We start from the raw sequence: 16,317 nt of genomic DNA on the forward strand, positions 1-16,317 counted from the left end.
CAACGCCGTGCGTGAGCCGAACGGAGGGGGCCGTCGCTCAGCGTCGTTCGGGCTTCGCGCTGCGCGACATCAGCTCCTCGACGGCGACCACCGGGGGCTTGCCCTCGTGCACGATGCCGACGACCGTCTCGGTGAGCGGCATGTCGACGCCGTGCCGGCGGGCCAGGTCCAGCACCGACTCGCAGGACTTGACGCCCTCCGCGGTCTGCTTGGTGACCGCGATGGTCTCCTTGAGGGTCAGGCCCTTGCCGAGGTTGGTGCCGAAGGTGTGGTTGCGCGACAGCGGCGAGGAGCAGGTGGCCACCAGGTCGCCCAGGCCCGCGAGTCCGGAGAAGGTCAGCGGGTCGGCGCCGAGCGCGACGCCGAGCCGGGTGGTCTCGGCGAGGCCGCGGGTGATGAGCGAGCCCTTGGCGTTGTCGCCGAGCCCCATGCCGTCCGCGATGCCGACGGCAAGGCCGATCACGTTCTTCACGGCGCCGCCCAGTTCGCAGCCGATGACGTCGGTGTTGGTGTACGGCCGGAAGTACGACGTGTGGCAGGAGGTCTGGAGCCGCCGGGCGACGCCTTCGTCGGTGCAGGCCACCACGGCGGCGGCCGGCATCCGGGCGGCGATCTCCCGGGCCAGGTTGGGCCCGGTGACCACGGCGATGCGGTCGGCGCCGACCTTGGCGACGTCGTCGATCACCTCGCTCATCCGCATCGCGGAGCCGAGTTCGACGCCCTTCATCAGCGACACCAGGACCGTGCCGGGCGCGAGCAGCGGCGCCCACTCGGCGAGGTTGCCGCGCAGCGTCTGCGAGGGGACCGCGAGGACGGTGAAGTCGGCGTCGCGCGCGGCCTCGGCCGCGTCCGCGGTGGCCCGCAGGTTCTCCGGGAGTTCGATCCCCGGCAGGTAGTCGGGGTTGGTGCGGGTGGAGTTGACCGCCTCGGCGAGTTCGGGGCGCCGCCCCCACAGCACGACGTCGCAGCCCGCGTCGGCGAGGACCATGCCGAAGGCCGTCCCCCACGATCCGGTGCCGAAGACGGCCGCCTTGACCGGCTCGCTCACGTGCTCAGCCCTTCTTCCCGCGCGGTGGGCCTGCCGCCCCGCGCCCGCTCCTGCGACCGGTTCTCCCGCCGCTGCGCGTACGTCCTGCGGCGCTGCTCGGCCCGCTCACGGCGCGGGTCGTACGGCGTCTCGGGGGCCTTCTCGCCGCGGATGTGCTCCAGCTGGCACGTGACGGCCGCCATGATGGCCTCCGTCGCCTCCTTGAGCAGTTCCGGGGTCATCTCCCGGTCGTAGAAGCGGTCGAGGTCCACCGGCGGCCCGGCCAGCACCCGGCTGGTCTTGCGGGGGAGCAGACTGGGCTTCCTGGCGTACGGCGGCAGCAACTCGTTGGCGCCCCACTGGGCGACCGGGATCACGGGGCACTTGGTCTGCAGGGCGACGCGGGCGGCGCCGGTCTTGCCGGTCATGGGCCAGCCGTCCGGGTCGCGGGTGAGGGTGCCCTCGGGGTAGAAAGCGACGCATTCGCCGCGCTCCACGGCGTCGATCGCGGCCCGGAAGGCGCTGAGCGCGTCGGTGCTCTCGCGGTAGACGGGGATCTGCCCGGTGCCGCGCATCGCGGCGCCGATGAATCCCTTGTCGAAAAGCCCGCTCTTCGCCAGGAATCTCGGAACACGTCCGGTGTTGTACTGAAAGTGCCCGTAGGCGAAGGGATCGATGTGCGAATTGTGGTTCACCGCGGTGATAAATCCACCCTCGGCCGGAATGTTCTCCATTCCGCGCCAGTCCCGCTTGAGCAGAACCACCAGCGGCGGTTTGCAGAGAACCGCGGCGAAGCGGTACCAGAAGCCGATTCTGCGGCGCGGCACAAGTACACCTTCCTCTTCCGAATGACAGGCCCAGGGCCCGGCCCCGGAGGCCGGGCGGGCCGCACAAGTGTCGCCCCGGGCCGCCGGTCTGTCGAGAACACCGTACGCCCGCCCGTCTCCCGCCACTGCCCTCGCAAGGAGCTTCGTGCCCCTTCCCCGACCCGTCCGCGGCCTGCTGCTCCGGGCGACAATGGCCGCGACAAGAGAGGGACGTAGCACTCGTGCAGTGGACCTTGGTGGTACCCCTGAAGCCGCTGGACCGGGCCAAGAGCAGGCTCTCGGACACCGCGGACGACGCCCTGCGCCCGGGCCTCGCGCTCGCCTTCGCCCAGGACACGGTGGCGGCCGCGCTGAAATGCCCGGCGGTACGGGATGTGGTGGTCGTCACGGACGACGCCCTCGCTTCCCGGGAGCTGGCCGCACTGGGGGCCGGAATCGTCCCGGACGAGCCGCGCGGCGGCCTCAACGCGGCTCTCGCCCATGGCGCGGCGGTGGCGGGCGCCGCTCGCCGCGCGGCTTGTGTCGCGGCCCTCAACGCCGATCTTCCGGCGCTCCGCCCGCCGGAACTGGCCCGTGTTCTCGATACGGCCGCCGCATTTCCGCGCGCGTTCCTCGCCGATGCCGCCGGGCTCGGCACGACATTGCTGGCCGCGAGCCGGGGCCGGGAATTGCGCCCGTTCTTCGGCTCCGGTTCCCGGGCCCGGCACCGGGAGTCCGGAGCCGTGGAGCTGGGCCTCGACGGTGTGGACTCGGTACGGCAGGACGTGGACACCGGTGACGATCTGCGGGCGGCGCTGGCGCTGGGCGTCGGCCCTCACACGGCCGCGGTCGCCGCGCGGTCGCTCATCGCGGAGCAGTAGGCTGCCGGCATGCAGGCCACCGCGTACACCTACGACCCCGACAGCCGCAGCGGTCAGGTGCTCCTGGACGACGGCACGCCGGTGCCCTTCGACGCCCCGGCGTTCGACGCGGGGGGTCTGCTGCTGCTGCGTCCCGGGCAGCGGGTGCGCATCGAGACCGAGGGCGAGGGCGGGGCCCGGCGGATCACGCTGGTGACGCTCCAGACGTTCTGACCGCCCGGGGCGCCCCCGCACACACCGCGGGCCGGACTCCCGGGGGAGTCCGGCCCGGCGCGTGAGTGCCGCTCGCCCGAAGGGGCAGGCCCCGGCCCGCTACTTCTTGCGGGCGGTGGTCTTCTTGGCGGTGGTCTTGCGCGCGGTCGACTTCTTGGCGGGCGCCTTCGTGGCCGTCGCCTTCTTCGCCGGGGCCTTCTTGGCGGTCGTCTTCTTCGCGGCGGCGGTCTTCGCCGTCGCCGCGGTCTTGGCGGGCGCCTTCGTGGCCGTGGTCTTCTTGGCCGCCGCCGTCTTGGTGGTGGCCTTCTTCGCGGTGGCGGCCTTCTTGGCCGTCGTCTTCTTCGCGGCGGCGGCCTTCTTCGCCGTCGTCTTCTTCGCGGCGGCCTTCTTGACCGTGGCCGAAGCGCCCCCGGTCAGGCTGCCCTTGGGCGCCTTCTTGACCGAGACCTCACCACCGCGCGGCAGCTTCTTCGAGCCGCTCACCAGGTCCTTGAAACCCTGGCCCGCGCGAAAGCGCGGAACGGAGGTCTTCTTGACCCGAACCCGCTCGCCCGTCTGGGGGTTACGGGCGTAGCGGGCCGGGCGGTCGACCTTCTCGAACGAACCGAAGCCGGTGACCGAGACCCGCTCACCCGAGACGACCGCGCGGACGATGGCGTCCAGTACGTGGTCGACGGCCTCGGCGGCCTGCTGGCGGCCGCCCACCTTGTCGGCAATCGCTTCTACGAGCTGCGCCTTGTTCACGTCTTCCCCTTCGGAGACATCGCCAGAACGAAAGTGTTCAAGCTTTTTCGCACGTTAGGCAGATATATACCGCAAATCAAACACGAAACGGGCTAATCACCCTTGTGCCGCAACGAACTCGGCTGCCTCGACTGGTTCAGCGTTCCTCTTCGGGGAATCGACCCTCGTCGAGGTCCTCGGTGAACCGCTCCAGACGCCCTGCCGCACCGGCGAGATCGTGTTTGGCCGCGGCCGTAATGACCAGCAGCTTCCGGGTCAGCGCCATCCGTACGCCCTCCGGGACTTGCAGTGCGCGCACCTTTGCGTGCGCTTCCTTGAGCTGGACCGCGACCGCCGTATAGAGCTGGAGTTGGCCGTCGTGTTCCATGCACAGATTGTGCCATCTGGGGCGAGTTGTCGCCTGCGCAGGGGGCAACTGCCGCCTCGGACGGCCGTCCGGACACACGCGGGGATCACGGGCACGTGACACGTGTACCCCAACAACCACCTTCGTAACGTGGCAAGTTGAGGGACCTCAAGGCGGCACGCGGGGCCGAACGGGTGCAGACGTGCCCGTACCCCCGATCGGGGCGATCGGGGGTACGGGAGGGATGATCCGGTGGCCGAAAGTCGACCTCAGGCGAGGACTTCGGCCGCGGTGGGGTCAGGCCGTGAGTGTCCTCGGCTTGAACGACGGGCGCTTCGCCTCGTACGCGGCGATGTCCGCCTCGTTCTGCAGCGTGATGGAGATGTCGTCGAGGCCGTTCAGCAGCCGCCAGCGGGAGTTCTCGTCGAGCTCGAAGGAGGCGGTGATGCCTTCGGCACGCACCTCGCGGGCCTCGAGGTCGACGGTGATCTCCGCCGTGGGGTCGGCTTCGGTGAGCTCCCACAGCGCGTCCACGATCTTCTGGTCGATCACCACCGTCAGCAGGCCGTTCTTCAGCGAGTTGCCGCGGAAGATGTCGGCGAAGCGGGAGGAGATCACGGTCTTGAAGCCGTAGTTCTGCAGCGCCCAGACGGCGTGCTCACGGGAGGAGCCGGTGCCGAAGTCGGGGCCGGCGACCAGCACGGTCGCCCCTGTGCGCTCGGGCTGGTTGAGGATGAAGGACGCGTCCTTGCGCCAGGCCTCGAACAACCCGTCCTCGAACCCGTCCCGGGTCACCTTCTTGAGCCAGTGGGCGGGGATGATCTGGTCGGTGTCGACGTTGCTGCGGCGCAGCGGGACGGCCCGGCCGGTGTGGGCGGTGAATGCTTCCATGACTGATCAGACTCCAGCGGGCGTACGGGCGTCGGCGGCGGCGAGGTCGGCCGGGGAGGCCAGGTGACCGAGGACCGCGGTGGCGGCGGCGACCTGCGGTGACACCAGGTGGGTGCGGCCGCCCTTGCCCTGCCGGCCCTCGAAGTTGCGGTTGGAGGTGGAGGCGGAGCGCTCACCGGGGGCGAGCTGGTCGGGGTTCATGCCCAGGCACATCGAGCAGCCGGCGTGCCGCCACTCGGCGCCGGCCTCCTTGAAGACCACGTCCAGCCCTTCGGAGACGGCCTGCAGCCCCACCCGCGCGGAGCCCGGGACGACCAGCATCCGCACGCCGTCGGCGACTTTACGACCCTTGATGATGTCCGCGACGGCGCGCAGGTCCTCGATCCGGCCGTTGGTGCAGGAACCTACGAAGACGGTGTCCACGCCGATGGAGCGCAGCTCCTGGCCGGCCTCCAACCCCATGTACTCCAGGGCCTTTTCGGCGGCGAGCCGCTCCGAGGCGTCTTCGTACGAAGCCGGGTCGGGGACGGACGCCGAGAGCGGGGCGCCCTGGCCCGGGTTGGTGCCCCAGGTGACGAACGGCGACAGTTCGGCGGCCTCGATGACCACCTCGGCGTCGAACTCGGCGTCCTCGTCGGACTTCAGCGTCTTCCAGTAGGCGACGGCCGCGTCCCAGTCCTCGCCCTTCGGGGCGTGCGGACGGCCCTCGAGGTAGGCGAACGTCGTCTCGTCGGGGGCGATCATGCCCGCGCGGGCGCCGGCCTCGATCGACATGTTGCAGATGGTCATCCGGGCCTCCATCGAGAGCTTCTCGATGGCCTCGCCGCGGTACTCCAGGACGTAGCCCTGGCCGCCGCCGGTGCCGATCCTCGCGATGATCGCCAGGATCAGGTCCTTGGCCGTGACGCCCTCGGGCAGTTCGCCGTTGACGGTGATCGCCATGGTCTTCGGGCGGGCCATCGGCAGTGTCTGGGTGGCCAGCACGTGCTCGACCTGGGAGGTGCCGATGCCGAACGCGAGTCCGCCGAAGGCGCCGTGCGTGGAGGTGTGCGAGTCGCCGCAGACGACGGTCATGCCGGGCTGGGTCAGGCCCAGCTGCGGGCCGACGACGTGCACGACGCCCTGCTCGACGTCACCCAGCGAGTGCAGCCGGACGCCGAACTCGGCGCAGTTCCCCCGCAGCGTCTCCAGCTGGATCCGGGAGACCGGGTCGGCGATCGGCTTGTCGATGTCGAGGGTCGGGGTGTTGTGGTCCTCGGTCGCGATGGTGAGGTCGAGACGGCGCACCCGGCGGCCGCTCTTGCGCAGGCCGTCGAAGGCCTGCGGGCTGGTCACCTCGTGCAGCAGGTGCAGATCGATGAAGAGGAGGTCGGGCTCGCCCTCGGCGCGCCGGACGACGTGGTCGTCCCAGACCTTCTCCGCGAGTGTCCTACCCATCGCTGTCCCTCCGGCCGGCAGGTGGTGCGCCGGCCCAACTAGATCTGTGCGGAGACGGCGCCCGCACCCCTGCTTCCGGGTGTCCGCCGCCGGGCCCGGTGGTCCACGGGCCTCGTCGCTTCCGTGCTTCCAGAGTGGCGGGTTCCATCGAAAATTGAACTTGCGTTTCACAGAGTGAGACGCAAGTATCGTTGCATGGACAACAGTAGCGGCGTCGGCGTTCTGGACAAGGCGGCCCTCGTCCTGAGCGCTCTGGAGTCCGGTCCGGCCACCCTCGCGGGGTTGGTCGGGGCCACCGGACTGGCACGACCCACGGCCCACCGCCTGGCGGTGGCGCTGGAACACCACCGCCTGGTGGCGCGCGACATGCAGGGCCGTTTCATCCTCGGCCCCCGCCTGGCCGAACTGGCCGCGGCGGCGGGCGAGGACCGACTGCTCGCCACGGCGGGCCCGGTGCTCACGCATCTGCGCGACATGACCGGCGAGAGCGCCCAGCTCTACCGGCGCCAGGGCGACATGCGCATCTGCGTCGCCGCGGCGGAGCGCCTCTCGGGCCTGCGGGACACGGTGCCGGTGGGCTCCACGCTCACGATGAAGGCCGGCTCCTCGGCACAGATCCTCATGGCCTGGGAGGAGCCGGAGCGGCTGCACCGGGGCCTGCAGGGCGCCCGGTTCACGGCGACGGCCCTCTCGGGCGTACGACGCCGGGGCTGGGCCCAGTCGATCGGTGAGCGCGAGCCGGGCGTGGCGTCCGTCTCCGCGCCGGTGCGCGGGCCGTCGAACCGCGTGGTGGCCGCCGTCTCGGTCTCCGGCCCCATCGAGCGCCTGTCCCGCCACCCGGGCCGGATGCACGCCCAGGCCGTCATCGATGCCGCCGGCCGCCTCTCGGAGGCACTGCGCCGCTCCTGAAACCCGTCCGTACCGTCCTGTGGGAACAGGCCCGCCCCAACGCCGCGGCGGGCCCTCCCCCGATTGCCGGGTACGCGTTCCGGAACGCCGAAAGCCCTCCACCGAGGTGGAGGGCTTTCCCTGTGTACCCCCGACCGGATTCGAACCGGCGCTACCGCCTTGAGAGGGCGGCGTGCTAGGCCGCTACACAACGGGGGCGTGGATCATACGTTGCCGCAGATCCTGCTGGTCTACCTGGACTCGAACCAAGACTAACTGAACCAGAATCAGTCGTGCTGCCAATTACACCATAGACCAATGATGGTTTAGACCAGTCGTACCCCCGACCGGATTCGAACCGGCGCTACCGCCTTGAGAGGGCGGCGTGCTAGGCCGCTACACAACGGGGGCCCTAGCGATCCTGCGTCGATGACGGCGGGAGCTACCCTGACCACCCTCGCGGGAAGGATCTGTACCCCCGACCGGATTCGAACCGGCGCTACTGCCTTGAGAGGGCAGCGTGCTAGGCCGCTACACAACGGGGGCTTTGCGGATGAGATCCGCGGTGCAGATGAGCTCTGCGAGCTGGCCTACCTGGACTCGAACCAAGACTAACTGAACCAGAATCAGTCGTGCTGCCAATTACACCATAGGCCACTGGAACGCAATCCCCTGAGGGGTTCTTGTTCTAGTTTGACGCTTGGGGGTTCCGGCCTTCCGGCCCGCTCCCCGCGGCGCAGGAAGAACATTACCCGAAGGTGGACGGGGCTCCAAAACGAGTATCGGCGGCGAGTATCGCGGGAAGTTCGGCGAGGGTGGCGATACGGCGTGGTCCCACGGGCGGTTCGACGGTCGCGCAGGCACCGCCGCGGTCGATCCACACGGACAGCAGTCCGGCCTCCGCGGCGCCCCGGCCGTCGATCTCCGGATGGTCACCGACGTACGCCACCTGGTCCGGGGGCAGCGCCAGCGCGTCGCAGGCGGCGAGGAACGCGCCGGCCTCGGGCTTGGAGACGCCCAGCTCGGCGGCGCACAGGATGGCCTCGAAGCGGTCGTGGACGCCCAGGACGCGCAGCTTGCGGTCCTGGACGTGGAGGCTGGAGTTGGAGAGCACGGCGTGGCGGTGGCTGGCGGCGAGGGCGTCGAGGACGGGCAGCACGTCCGGGAAGAGGCTCCAGGCGGACTCGTAGTGCGTGACGTACCGCCGGAACCAGTCGTCGGCCTCGGCGTCCGTCAGCTCCGGGCGGCCCAGGAAGACCCGGGTGCGGTCGCGCCGCTGCGTCTCGAAGTCCACCTCCCGCGCGGCGAACCGCGCCCACTGCTGCTCGGTGACCTCCCGCCAGCGCACGAGGGCCTCCTCGGCCGACCCGTACCCGGCGATGATCCCCTCGGCCGCCAGGTGCGCGCGCATGCCCTCGCGGTCGGCGGTGGTGTAGTCGAAAAGTGTGTCGTCCACATCCCAGACGACGGCTTGGATCGCCATGCCTCCGACCGTACCCGGAACGTGAAGGGGCGGCGTCCGGATGCTTCCGGGCGCCGCCCCTTCACGGTCTGCGGGCTACGCGGCGAGCTTCGCCAGCGCCGCGTCGATCCTGGCCAGCGTCTTCTCCTTGCCCAGGACCTCCAGGGACTCGAAGAGCGGCAGGCCGACCGTGCGGCCGGTGACGGCGACGCGGACCGGGGCCTGGGCCTTGCCGAGCTTGAGGCCGTGGGCCTCGCCGGCGGCCAGGACGGCCTCCTTGAGGGACTCGGGGGACGTCCAGTCCGCCGCGTCCAGCTTCTCGCGGGCCGTACGGAGCAGGGCGTCGCTGCCCTCCTTCATGGCCTTGTTCCAGGACGCCTCGTCGAAGACCGGCTCCGGCAGGAACAGGAAGTCGACGTTGTCCGTGATCTCCGAGAGGACCTTGAGGCGGGTCTGCGCGTGCGGGGCGATGGCCTGCCACTTGGCCTCGTCGAAGGCCTCCGGGGCCCAGGGCGCGAAGGGGGCCTTGAGCCAGGGCGCGCAGCGCTCGGCGAAGTCCTTCACGTCGAGCATGCGGATGTGGTCGCCGTTGATCGCCTCGCACTTCTTCAGGTCGAAGCGGGCCGGGTTCGGCTGCACGTCGGCGACGTCGAAGGCCGCGATCATCTCGTCGATCGAGAAGACGTCCTGGTCGGCGGAGAGCGACCAGCCGAGCAGGGAGAGGTAGTTGAGCAGGCCCTCGGGCAGGAAGCCGCGCTCGCGGTAGAGGTTGAGCGAGGACTGCGGGTCGCGCTTGGAGAGCTTCTTGTTGCCCTCGCCCATCACGTACGGCAGGTGGCCGAAGGCCGGCGTCCGCTTGGCGATGCCCAGCCCGGTCAGCGCCTTGTACAGGGCGATCTGGCGCGGGGTGGAGGAGAGCAGGTCCTCGCCGCGCAGGACGTGGGTGATCTCCATCAGGGCGTCGTCGACCGGGTTGACCAGCGTGTAGAGCGGGGCCCCGTTGGCGCGGACGATGCCGTAGTCCGGGACGTTCTCCGGGGTGAAGGTCAGCTCGCCGCGGACCAGGTCGGTGAAGGTGATCGTCTCGTCGGGCATCCGGAAGCGGACGATCGGCTCGCGGCCCTGGGCCTTGTAGTCCTCGACCTGGGCGTCGGTCAGCTCGCGGCAGTGGCCGTCGTACCCGGAGGGCCTGCCGGCGGCGCGGGCGGCCTCGCGGCGGCTGTCCAGCTCCTCCTGGGAGCAGTAGCAGTGGTACGCGTGGCCGGCGTCCAGGAGCTTCGCCGCGACATCCTTGTAGAGGTCCATGCGCTGCGACTGGCGGTACGGCGCGTGCGGGCCGCCGATCTCGGGGCCCTCGTCCCAGTCGAAGCCGAGCCAGCGCATGGAGTCCAGCAGCTGGTTGTACGACTCCTCGGAGTCGCGGGCCGCGTCGGTGTCCTCGATGCGGAAGACCAGGGTGCCGCCGTGGTGCTTGGCGAACGCCCAGTTGAACAGGGCGGTGCGGACCAGGCCCACGTGGGGGTTACCGGTGGGCGACGGGCAGAAACGTACGCGTGGGGGTACCCCCTGCGCGAGCGAAGTCGAGGGCTTGGGGGAGGGTGCGCTAGCCACGCTTGACAACCTTGTTGGTGAGAGTGCCGATGCCTTCGATGGTGACGGCGACCTCGTCGCCGACGTTGAGGGGGCCGACGCCGGCCGGGGTGCCCGTGAGGACGACGTCGCCCGGGAGCAGTGTCATGGCCTCGGAGATGTTGACGATCAGGTCCTCGATGGAGTGGATCATCTCGCTGGTGCGGCCGAGCTGGCGCTGGGCGCCGTTGACCGTGAGCTGGATGGTCAGGTCGCCCGCGGCGGCGAGGTCGAGGTCCGTCTCCACCCAGGGGCCGAGCGGGCAGGAGGTGTCGAAGCCCTTGGCCCGGGCCCACTGCTTCTCGCGCTTCTGGACGTCGCGTGCGGTGACGTCGTTGGCGCAGGTGTAGCCGAAGATCACGTCCTTGACGCGCTCGCGCGGGACCTCGCGGCACATCCGTCCGATCACCACGGCCAGCTCGGCCTCGTGGTGCACCTCCTGGGAGAAGGAGGGGTACTGGATCTCGTCGCCGGGGCCGATCACCGAGGTGGCGGGCTTGAAGAAGGCGAACGGGGCGTCGGGCACCTCGTTGCCGAGTTCCCTGGCGTGTTCGGCGTAGTTGCGGCCGAAGGCCACCACCTTGTTGGGGAGCACCGGGGGCAGCAGCCTGACCTTGCTCACCGGGACCTTGGTGCCGGAGAGCTCGAAGTCCGCGAACGGGATGCCCTTGATGATGTCCAGGACGAGTTCGTCCTGCTTCTCGCCCTCGACCGCGCCGAAGGCGACGTTCCCGTCGATGGAGAATCTGGCGATGCGCACGGGATGCTTGTCCCCTTGACCGATCGGCTGAAGTCTGACGCTCCAGGCTAACGCGCAGGGGTCCTCGCCTCGCGCAATGACGAAGGGCGCCCCCGTTGCCGTGGGGCGCCCCTCGTTCGGTGGGCCTTGAGTGTTTCGCGGCCGGTGTCCGTATGGACCGGTGTCACTGCGCGGCGTCGGCCGCGACCGGGATCTCCATGAGGACGGTGCGCTTGGGGTTGGCAGTCTGGGTCGGGAGGTCGACGGTGTGCTCCTGCTGGACCGGCGTCTGCAGTTCATCGGCGCCGTCCAGGTGGGCCAGCGTGGTGCGCCGCGGGTTGGCGATCTTGTGGAACATCGTCGTCGTCTTCACTGTTTACTTGACCCTGTCCTGTTCACGGGCGCCCGGAGGGGGTCGGAGACCCCGGTGAGGGCGCGGGTTGTCGGTTTTGCCGTCCCTGTAAAGCGTCAGGCTAAACATGCGATTCCCCGCCGACCGCGGGCGAAGGCCTTGATCAGGGTGTGAGTTTGCTCACGGATCGCTGGACAAATCACCCATTCCGGCCCAGGTTCCGGCGAGACGGAATCGGACATTCACCCCCTGAAGCCATCATTCCGCTCCTGATCATGGCGACTGGGACACCCGACCTCCCCTGCCGACTCGCGGGCATACGTCCCTTATGGGGAGGTCGTTTTCTACCCGTGGTGATACGCCACTCACGTGGTGTCACGTATCTCACGGGTACACCCATGGGCCTTGTTGGAGATCCTGCACTGTGCTGGAATTCCACGGAACCGCCGCAGGATCGAGCCGGCGCACAGGGAGCGCACAGACGCGCCGAGTGGCGGGCGAGAAGGGGGAACCAGCGCCGGTCACTCACGACCACCACGGGGGCGTATTCAGGGCGCCCCTATGACGCCGACACCGTGCCTCGCCGTTCACGCGGAGGGGTGCCTGGTTCAGAGGTTGCGACGCTAGTGCAGGGACGTTTCAAGAGGGATGGCAGCGCTTCGGCGGAGCCGGAGCCGCACGGCGGGACTGGCCCCAAGGCCGTCAGCTCCTCGCCCCAGCACGCCCAGAACCAGGGCCCGACCACGTCCGGGAACGGCGGCGAGGGCTCCGCCGCGCCGGCCGGAGCACCGAGCCCGGCGCCGAAGGGCTCGACCGGCCCGGGGGCACGAATAGCCCTGCGGAACTGGCGGATCTCGACCCGTCTGGTGTCGCTGCTCGCCCTCCCGGTCGTCGCGGCCACCTCGCTGGGCGCACTGCGTATCAACCAGTCGATGGACGACATCCAGCAGCTCGACAACATGAAGCTGCTGACGGACATGACCAAGCAGGCCACCGAACTGGCCGCCGCGCTCCAGGAGGAGCGCGACCAGTCGGCCGGCCCGCTGGCGCACGGCGGCAAGGCCACCGACTTCTCGGTCAAGGGCTACCGCGAGAAGACCGACCGGGCGCGCAACCTCTTCATCGACAGCTCCGAGGAGATCGACGACGCCAGCAAGGACGGCAACCTCAAGGGCGTCCGCGACAACCTGGTGCAGCTCGCCGGTGAACTGGGCGAGCTCGAGAAGATCCGCAACACGGCGTTCCAGTCGGAGCGGAACTCCACCCAGACCGTCGAGGGCTACCACCGTCTGATCGAGAAGCTGGTCGAGCTCTCGCAGGACATGGCGGAGGCCACCAGCAACCCCGAGATGATCCAGCGCACCCGTGCCCTGGCGTCCTTCTCCTCCGCCAAGGAGTACGCGTCGATCCAGCGCGCGGTCCTCGCCGCGGCGCTGCCCGCCAGCAACACCACCAAGGGCGAGCTCTCCGACAACGACCGGCTCTACGCCGAGTCGGCGCTGGCGAGCCAGAAGTCCGAGATCCGCAGCTTCAAGAGCATCTACGGCGACGTCGCCGCCACCGAGCTGCTGCTGCCGATCGAGGAGGGCAACAGCACGATCAAGGCCACCGACGAGTACGCCGGGCGTGCCCTGGCCTCGGAGTTCGGCCTCTCGTCGGTCGGCAAGCGGTCCTACCGCGACTGGCTGGACGACAGCTCCACCAAGATCCAGCAGATGAAGAACATCGAGCTCACGCTGCTCGAGGACATGGAACAGAAGGCCCGTGAGCTGCGCAGCGCCACCGAGCGCGACGCGATCGTCTCCGGTGTGCTGATCCTGCTCGTGCTCGGTGTGTCGCTGGTCGGCGCCTTCGTCGTGGCCCGCTCCATGATCCGCTCGCTGCGCCGGCTGGAGGACACCGCCACCAAGGTCGCCCAGGAACGCCTGCCCGAGCTGGTCAAGCAGCTCTCCGAGTCCGACCCGCAGGACGTCGACACCTCCGTGGAGTCGGTCGGTGTGCACTCCCGGGACGAGATCGGCAAGGTGGCCGCGGCCTTCGACGACGTGCACCGCGAGGCGGTCCGCCTCGCCGCCGAGCAGGCCCTGCTGCGGGGCAACGTCAACGCGATGTTCACCAACCTCTCGCGCCGCTCCCAGGGTCTGATCCAGCGCCAGCTGTCGCTGATCTCCGAGCTGGAGTCCCGCGAGGCCGACCCGGACCAGCTGTCCTCGCTGTTCAAGCTGGACCACCTCGCCACGCGTATGCGCCGTAACGGTGAGAACCTGCTGGTTCTCGCGGGTGAGGAGCCCGGCCGCCGGTGGACCCGTCCGGTCCCGCTGGTCGACGTGCTCCGTGCCGCCGCCTCCGAGGTGGAGCAGTACGAGCGCATCGAGCTGTCCTCCGTGCCCAGCACCGAAGTGGCCGGCCGCGTGGTCAACGACCTCGTGCACCTGCTCGCCGAGCTGCTGGAGAACGCGACCTCGTTCTCCTCGCCGCAGACCAAGGTCAAGGTCACCGGTCACGCGCTGCCCGACGGCCGGGTGCTGATCGAGATCCACGACACCGGCATCGGCCTGTCGCCGGAGGACCTGGCGGCGATCAACGAGCGGCTCGCCGCGCCGCCCACCGTGGACGTCTCCGTCTCCCGCCGCATGGGTCTGTTCGTGGTCGGCCGGCTGTCGCAGCGCCACGGCATCCGCATCCAGCTGCGTCCGTCCGACTCCGGTGGTACGACCGCGCTGGTCATGCTGCCCGTCGACGTCGCCCAGGGCGGCAAGAAGCCGCAGGGCAAGCCGGGCCAGCCGGGCGCGGGTGGCGGTGGCCCCGCCGCCGCGCAGGCGGCCGCGGGTGCCGCGGCCGCACGGCGTGCCGCCGGCGCCGGTCAGTCCGCGGGCGGTGCCCTCGGTGCCGGTGCGTCCGGTGGTGGCCTGCTCGGTGCCGGTCAGGGTCCGCGGGCCGCGCTGCCCGGGCGGGACGGCGCGGGCCGGCCCGACGGAGCGCGGGGGCCGCAGGGTCAGCCGGGCAACTCCACGCCGTCGCTGTTCGACCGGGGTGCTCCCGGTGCGGCTCCGCAGGGCCGTCCGGCTCCGGCCGGCTTCGGCGGCCAGGCGCCCGGTGCCCCGCAGGGCACGCAGGCCGCGGGCCCGGGCGGACAGCAGGAGCAGGACGCCTTCGGTGGCGGTCGCGGCCAGGTGCCGCCGCAGCGCGGCAGCGGAAAGCCCGAGCGCGGCCGTCGTCCGCAGCTGCCGCCGCGCGGCGGTGCGCGCCCGGAACTGCCCGGCGGTGACCAGCAGCAGCCGCGCGTGCCCAGCTGGAGCGACGAGAACGCCCAGCCGCCGGTGCCGCGCGCCTCGCTGGACGCCCCGCGCGGTCACGAGGAGCCGGACGTCGCCCGGACGTCGGCCATGCCCCGGTTCGACGACCGGCAGGGCCCCGGCGCGACGGCGGAGATCCCCCGGTTCGACGAGCGTCAGAACCCCGGTGCGCCCGGCTACGGCGCTCCCGGTACCGACGCCCCGCAGAACACGGGCCAGTACGCCCAGCCCGGTGCGAACGGTGTCCAGAACACGGGCCAGTACGCCCAGCCCGGTGCGAACGGTGTCCAGAACGCGGGCCAGTACGCCCAGCCCAGTGCGAACGGTGTCCAGAACACCGGCCAGTACGCCCGCGGTGACGTCTTCGGCGCCCCGCAGGGCGGTCCGGGCGGACAGAACCCGGCCGCGACGGGCCAGTTCCCGGTCCCGCAGGGCTACGACAACGGCTCCACCGGCCAGTTCCAACTGCCGGGCCAGGACAACGGTGCCACGGGCCGTCACTCCCTCCCGGAGCGTCCGAGCGCCGCGGACCCGGCCGTCACCGGCCAGTTCGAGCGTCCGCAGCCGAACGGCGCGCACGCCGGCGGCCTGAACGCCCCGCGTCCGCCGGCCCCGCAGCAGCGGCCGGCCCACCCGCAGCAGCAGGGCAACGGCGGTGCCGCGCAGCGGCCCGACGAGCGCGCGGTGTCCGACGCGTGGGCGCTGCCGCCCGCGTCCGGCCCGGGCGACGGCCGTACGCCGCTGTACGACACCCTGGAGACCAACTGGTTCCACGGTGGCGGTGAGCAGGAGCAGGGCAACGGCTCGGCTCCGGCACCCCAGCAGCCGCAACAGCAACCCCAGCAGCCGCAGGGCCCCACCGGCCCGCAGCGGTCCGCTTCCACCGCCTGGCGCAGCTCGCCCAATGACGAGCTGGTCCGGCAGGCCGAACGCGTCCGGCAGCCGGCCGCGGGCGGCGTCACCACCTCCGGCCTGCCGCGCCGGGTGCCCAAGGCGAACCTCGTCCCGGGCACAGCTCAGCAGCAACAACACCAGAGCGGTCCTCAGGTCTCGCGCGCCCCCGATGACGTGCGCGGCCGGCTGACCAATCTCCGTCGGGGTATCGCACAGGGTCGTCAGGCCGGTACCACCCAGACCGGCACCTTCCCGAACCCCACTCACCAGCAGGAGCGATAGTTGAGCCCGATGAGCCAGGCGGCACAGAACCTCAACTGGTTGATCACCAACTTCGTGGACAACACCCCAGGGGTGTCCCACACCGTCGTCGTGTCCGCCGACGGTCTCCTGCTGGCCATGTCCGAGGGGTTCCCGCGCGACCGCGCGGACCAGCTCGCGGCCGTCGCTTCGGGACTGACCTCCCTGACGGCCGGCGCCTCCCGGATCTTCGAAGGCGGCAGCGTGGCCCAGACGGTCGTCGAGATGGAGCGAGGATTCCTTTTCCTCATGTCCGTCTCGGACGGCTCGTCGCTGGCCGTTCTCGCGCACCCCGAGTGCGACATCGGCCTCGTCGGCTACGAAATGGCGCTCCTGGTCGACCGCGCGGGGGCGGTCCTCACCCCGGACCTGCGCGCCGAACTACAGGGAAGTCTGCTCCACTGATCGGCCC

The 16,317-nt window shown here is 70.6% G+C and carries 15 protein-coding genes and 5 tRNA genes; 5 read left to right on the forward strand and 15 right to left on the reverse strand.

From position 1 onward, the window contains the following. Positions 1-37: 37 nt before the first annotated feature. Both ACFXAE_RS02885 and ACFXAE_RS02890 read right to left on the reverse strand, forming a co-directional pair. The gene (locus ACFXAE_RS02885) at positions 38-1,048 is read right to left on the reverse strand and encodes an NAD(P)H-dependent glycerol-3-phosphate dehydrogenase (protein ID WP_384707000.1); all 1,011 of its coding nucleotides are present in this window, start codon (positions 1,046-1,048) and stop codon (positions 38-40) included. Then, entirely contained in the window at positions 1,045-1,854 is an 810-nt protein-coding gene (locus ACFXAE_RS02890; RefSeq protein WP_384707003.1) for a lysophospholipid acyltransferase family protein, read from the reverse strand. Before ACFXAE_RS02890 ends, ACFXAE_RS02885 begins: the two co-directional genes overlap by 4 nt. A gap of 221 nt (positions 1,855-2,075) precedes the next feature. Here ACFXAE_RS02890 and cofC point away from each other — a divergent pair, with 221 nt between their 5' ends. Further along, on the forward strand, positions 2,076-2,714 hold the full coding sequence (gene cofC / locus ACFXAE_RS02895; RefSeq protein ID WP_384707007.1) for a 2-phospho-L-lactate guanylyltransferase: 639 nt from the start codon (positions 2,076-2,078) through the stop codon (positions 2,712-2,714). A 9-nt stretch (positions 2,715-2,723) separates the two neighbouring features. Next, a complete protein-coding gene (locus ACFXAE_RS02900) occupies positions 2,724-2,927 on the forward strand; it encodes a hypothetical protein (protein ID WP_030824720.1) in 204 nt (67 codons plus the stop codon). 99 nt (positions 2,928-3,026) lie between these two features. Here the strand turns inward: ACFXAE_RS02900 and ACFXAE_RS02905 are convergent, their stop codons facing one another. The 4 genes from ACFXAE_RS02905 to leuC form a co-directional block, all read right to left on the reverse strand. Further along, positions 3,027-3,671, reverse strand: a complete 645-nt coding sequence (locus ACFXAE_RS02905) for an HU family DNA-binding protein (protein WP_384707010.1) — start codon at positions 3,669-3,671, stop codon at positions 3,027-3,029. 136 nt (positions 3,672-3,807) lie between these two features. Beyond that, positions 3,808-4,038, reverse strand: a complete 231-nt coding sequence (locus tag ACFXAE_RS02910; RefSeq protein ID WP_384707013.1) for a hypothetical protein — start codon at positions 4,036-4,038, stop codon at positions 3,808-3,810. Positions 4,039-4,314: 276 nt separating this feature from the next. After that, positions 4,315-4,908, reverse strand: coding sequence for a 3-isopropylmalate dehydratase small subunit (leuD, locus tag ACFXAE_RS02915; RefSeq protein WP_384707016.1), 594 nt, complete (start codon positions 4,906-4,908; stop codon positions 4,315-4,317). Positions 4,909-4,914: 6 nt separating this feature from the next. Beyond that, a complete protein-coding gene (leuC, locus tag ACFXAE_RS02920; protein WP_384707018.1) occupies positions 4,915-6,345 on the reverse strand; it encodes a 3-isopropylmalate dehydratase large subunit in 1,431 nt (476 codons plus the stop codon). Between the two features lie 195 nt (positions 6,346-6,540). Between leuC and ndgR the strand changes: the two genes are divergently transcribed. Further along, positions 6,541-7,254, forward strand: coding sequence for an IclR family transcriptional regulator NdgR (ndgR, locus tag ACFXAE_RS02925; RefSeq protein WP_384707021.1), 714 nt, complete (start codon positions 6,541-6,543; stop codon positions 7,252-7,254). A 125-nt stretch (positions 7,255-7,379) separates the two neighbouring features. On the opposite strand, the gene ACFXAE_RS02930 is transcribed toward ndgR, so the two are convergent. From ACFXAE_RS02930 to ACFXAE_RS02970, 9 genes are all read right to left on the reverse strand, one after another. After that, positions 7,380-7,452 (reverse strand) — tRNA-Glu (locus ACFXAE_RS02930). A 27-nt stretch (positions 7,453-7,479) separates the two neighbouring features. After that, positions 7,480-7,551 (reverse strand) — tRNA-Gln (locus ACFXAE_RS02935). 20 nt (positions 7,552-7,571) lie between these two features. Further along, positions 7,572-7,644: transfer RNA gene (locus tag ACFXAE_RS02940), tRNA-Glu, on the reverse strand. 62 nt (positions 7,645-7,706) lie between these two features. Beyond that, positions 7,707-7,779, reverse strand: a tRNA-Glu gene (locus ACFXAE_RS02945). 39 nt (positions 7,780-7,818) lie between these two features. Further along, positions 7,819-7,890: transfer RNA gene (locus ACFXAE_RS02950), tRNA-Gln, on the reverse strand. A gap of 91 nt (positions 7,891-7,981) precedes the next feature. Beyond that, on the reverse strand, positions 7,982-8,716 hold the full coding sequence (locus tag ACFXAE_RS02955) for an HAD family hydrolase (RefSeq protein ID WP_384707024.1): 735 nt from the start codon (positions 8,714-8,716) through the stop codon (positions 7,982-7,984). 75 nt (positions 8,717-8,791) lie between these two features. Next, positions 8,792-10,306, reverse strand: coding sequence for a glutamate--tRNA ligase (gene gltX / locus ACFXAE_RS02960; RefSeq protein WP_384707027.1), 1,515 nt, complete (start codon positions 10,304-10,306; stop codon positions 8,792-8,794). Then, the gene (locus tag ACFXAE_RS02965; RefSeq protein WP_384707030.1) at positions 10,299-11,084 is read right to left on the reverse strand and encodes a fumarylacetoacetate hydrolase family protein; all 786 of its coding nucleotides are present in this window, start codon (positions 11,082-11,084) and stop codon (positions 10,299-10,301) included. Before ACFXAE_RS02965 ends, gltX begins: the two co-directional genes overlap by 8 nt. Positions 11,085-11,247: 163 nt before the next feature. Next, positions 11,248-11,436 carry a hypothetical protein gene (locus ACFXAE_RS02970; RefSeq protein ID WP_384707393.1) on the reverse strand — a complete coding sequence of 63 codons (189 nt, stop codon included), beginning with the start codon at positions 11,434-11,436 and terminating at the stop codon, positions 11,248-11,250. A gap of 605 nt (positions 11,437-12,041) precedes the next feature. Here ACFXAE_RS02970 and ACFXAE_RS02975 point away from each other — a divergent pair. Both ACFXAE_RS02975 and ACFXAE_RS02980 read left to right on the forward strand, forming a co-directional pair. Continuing rightward, entirely contained in the window at positions 12,042-15,887 is a 3,846-nt protein-coding gene (locus ACFXAE_RS02975; RefSeq protein ID WP_384707033.1) for a nitrate- and nitrite sensing domain-containing protein, read from the forward strand. 9 nt (positions 15,888-15,896) lie between these two features. Next, positions 15,897-16,310 carry a roadblock/LC7 domain-containing protein gene (locus ACFXAE_RS02980; RefSeq protein WP_003993189.1) on the forward strand — a complete coding sequence of 138 codons (414 nt, stop codon included), beginning with the start codon at positions 15,897-15,899 and terminating at the stop codon, positions 16,308-16,310. Positions 16,311-16,317 lie beyond the last annotated feature (7 nt).

The organism is Streptomyces sp. NPDC059454 (assembly GCF_042749965.1).
Taxonomy (GTDB): Bacteria; Actinomycetota; Actinomycetes; order Streptomycetales; family Streptomycetaceae; genus Streptomyces.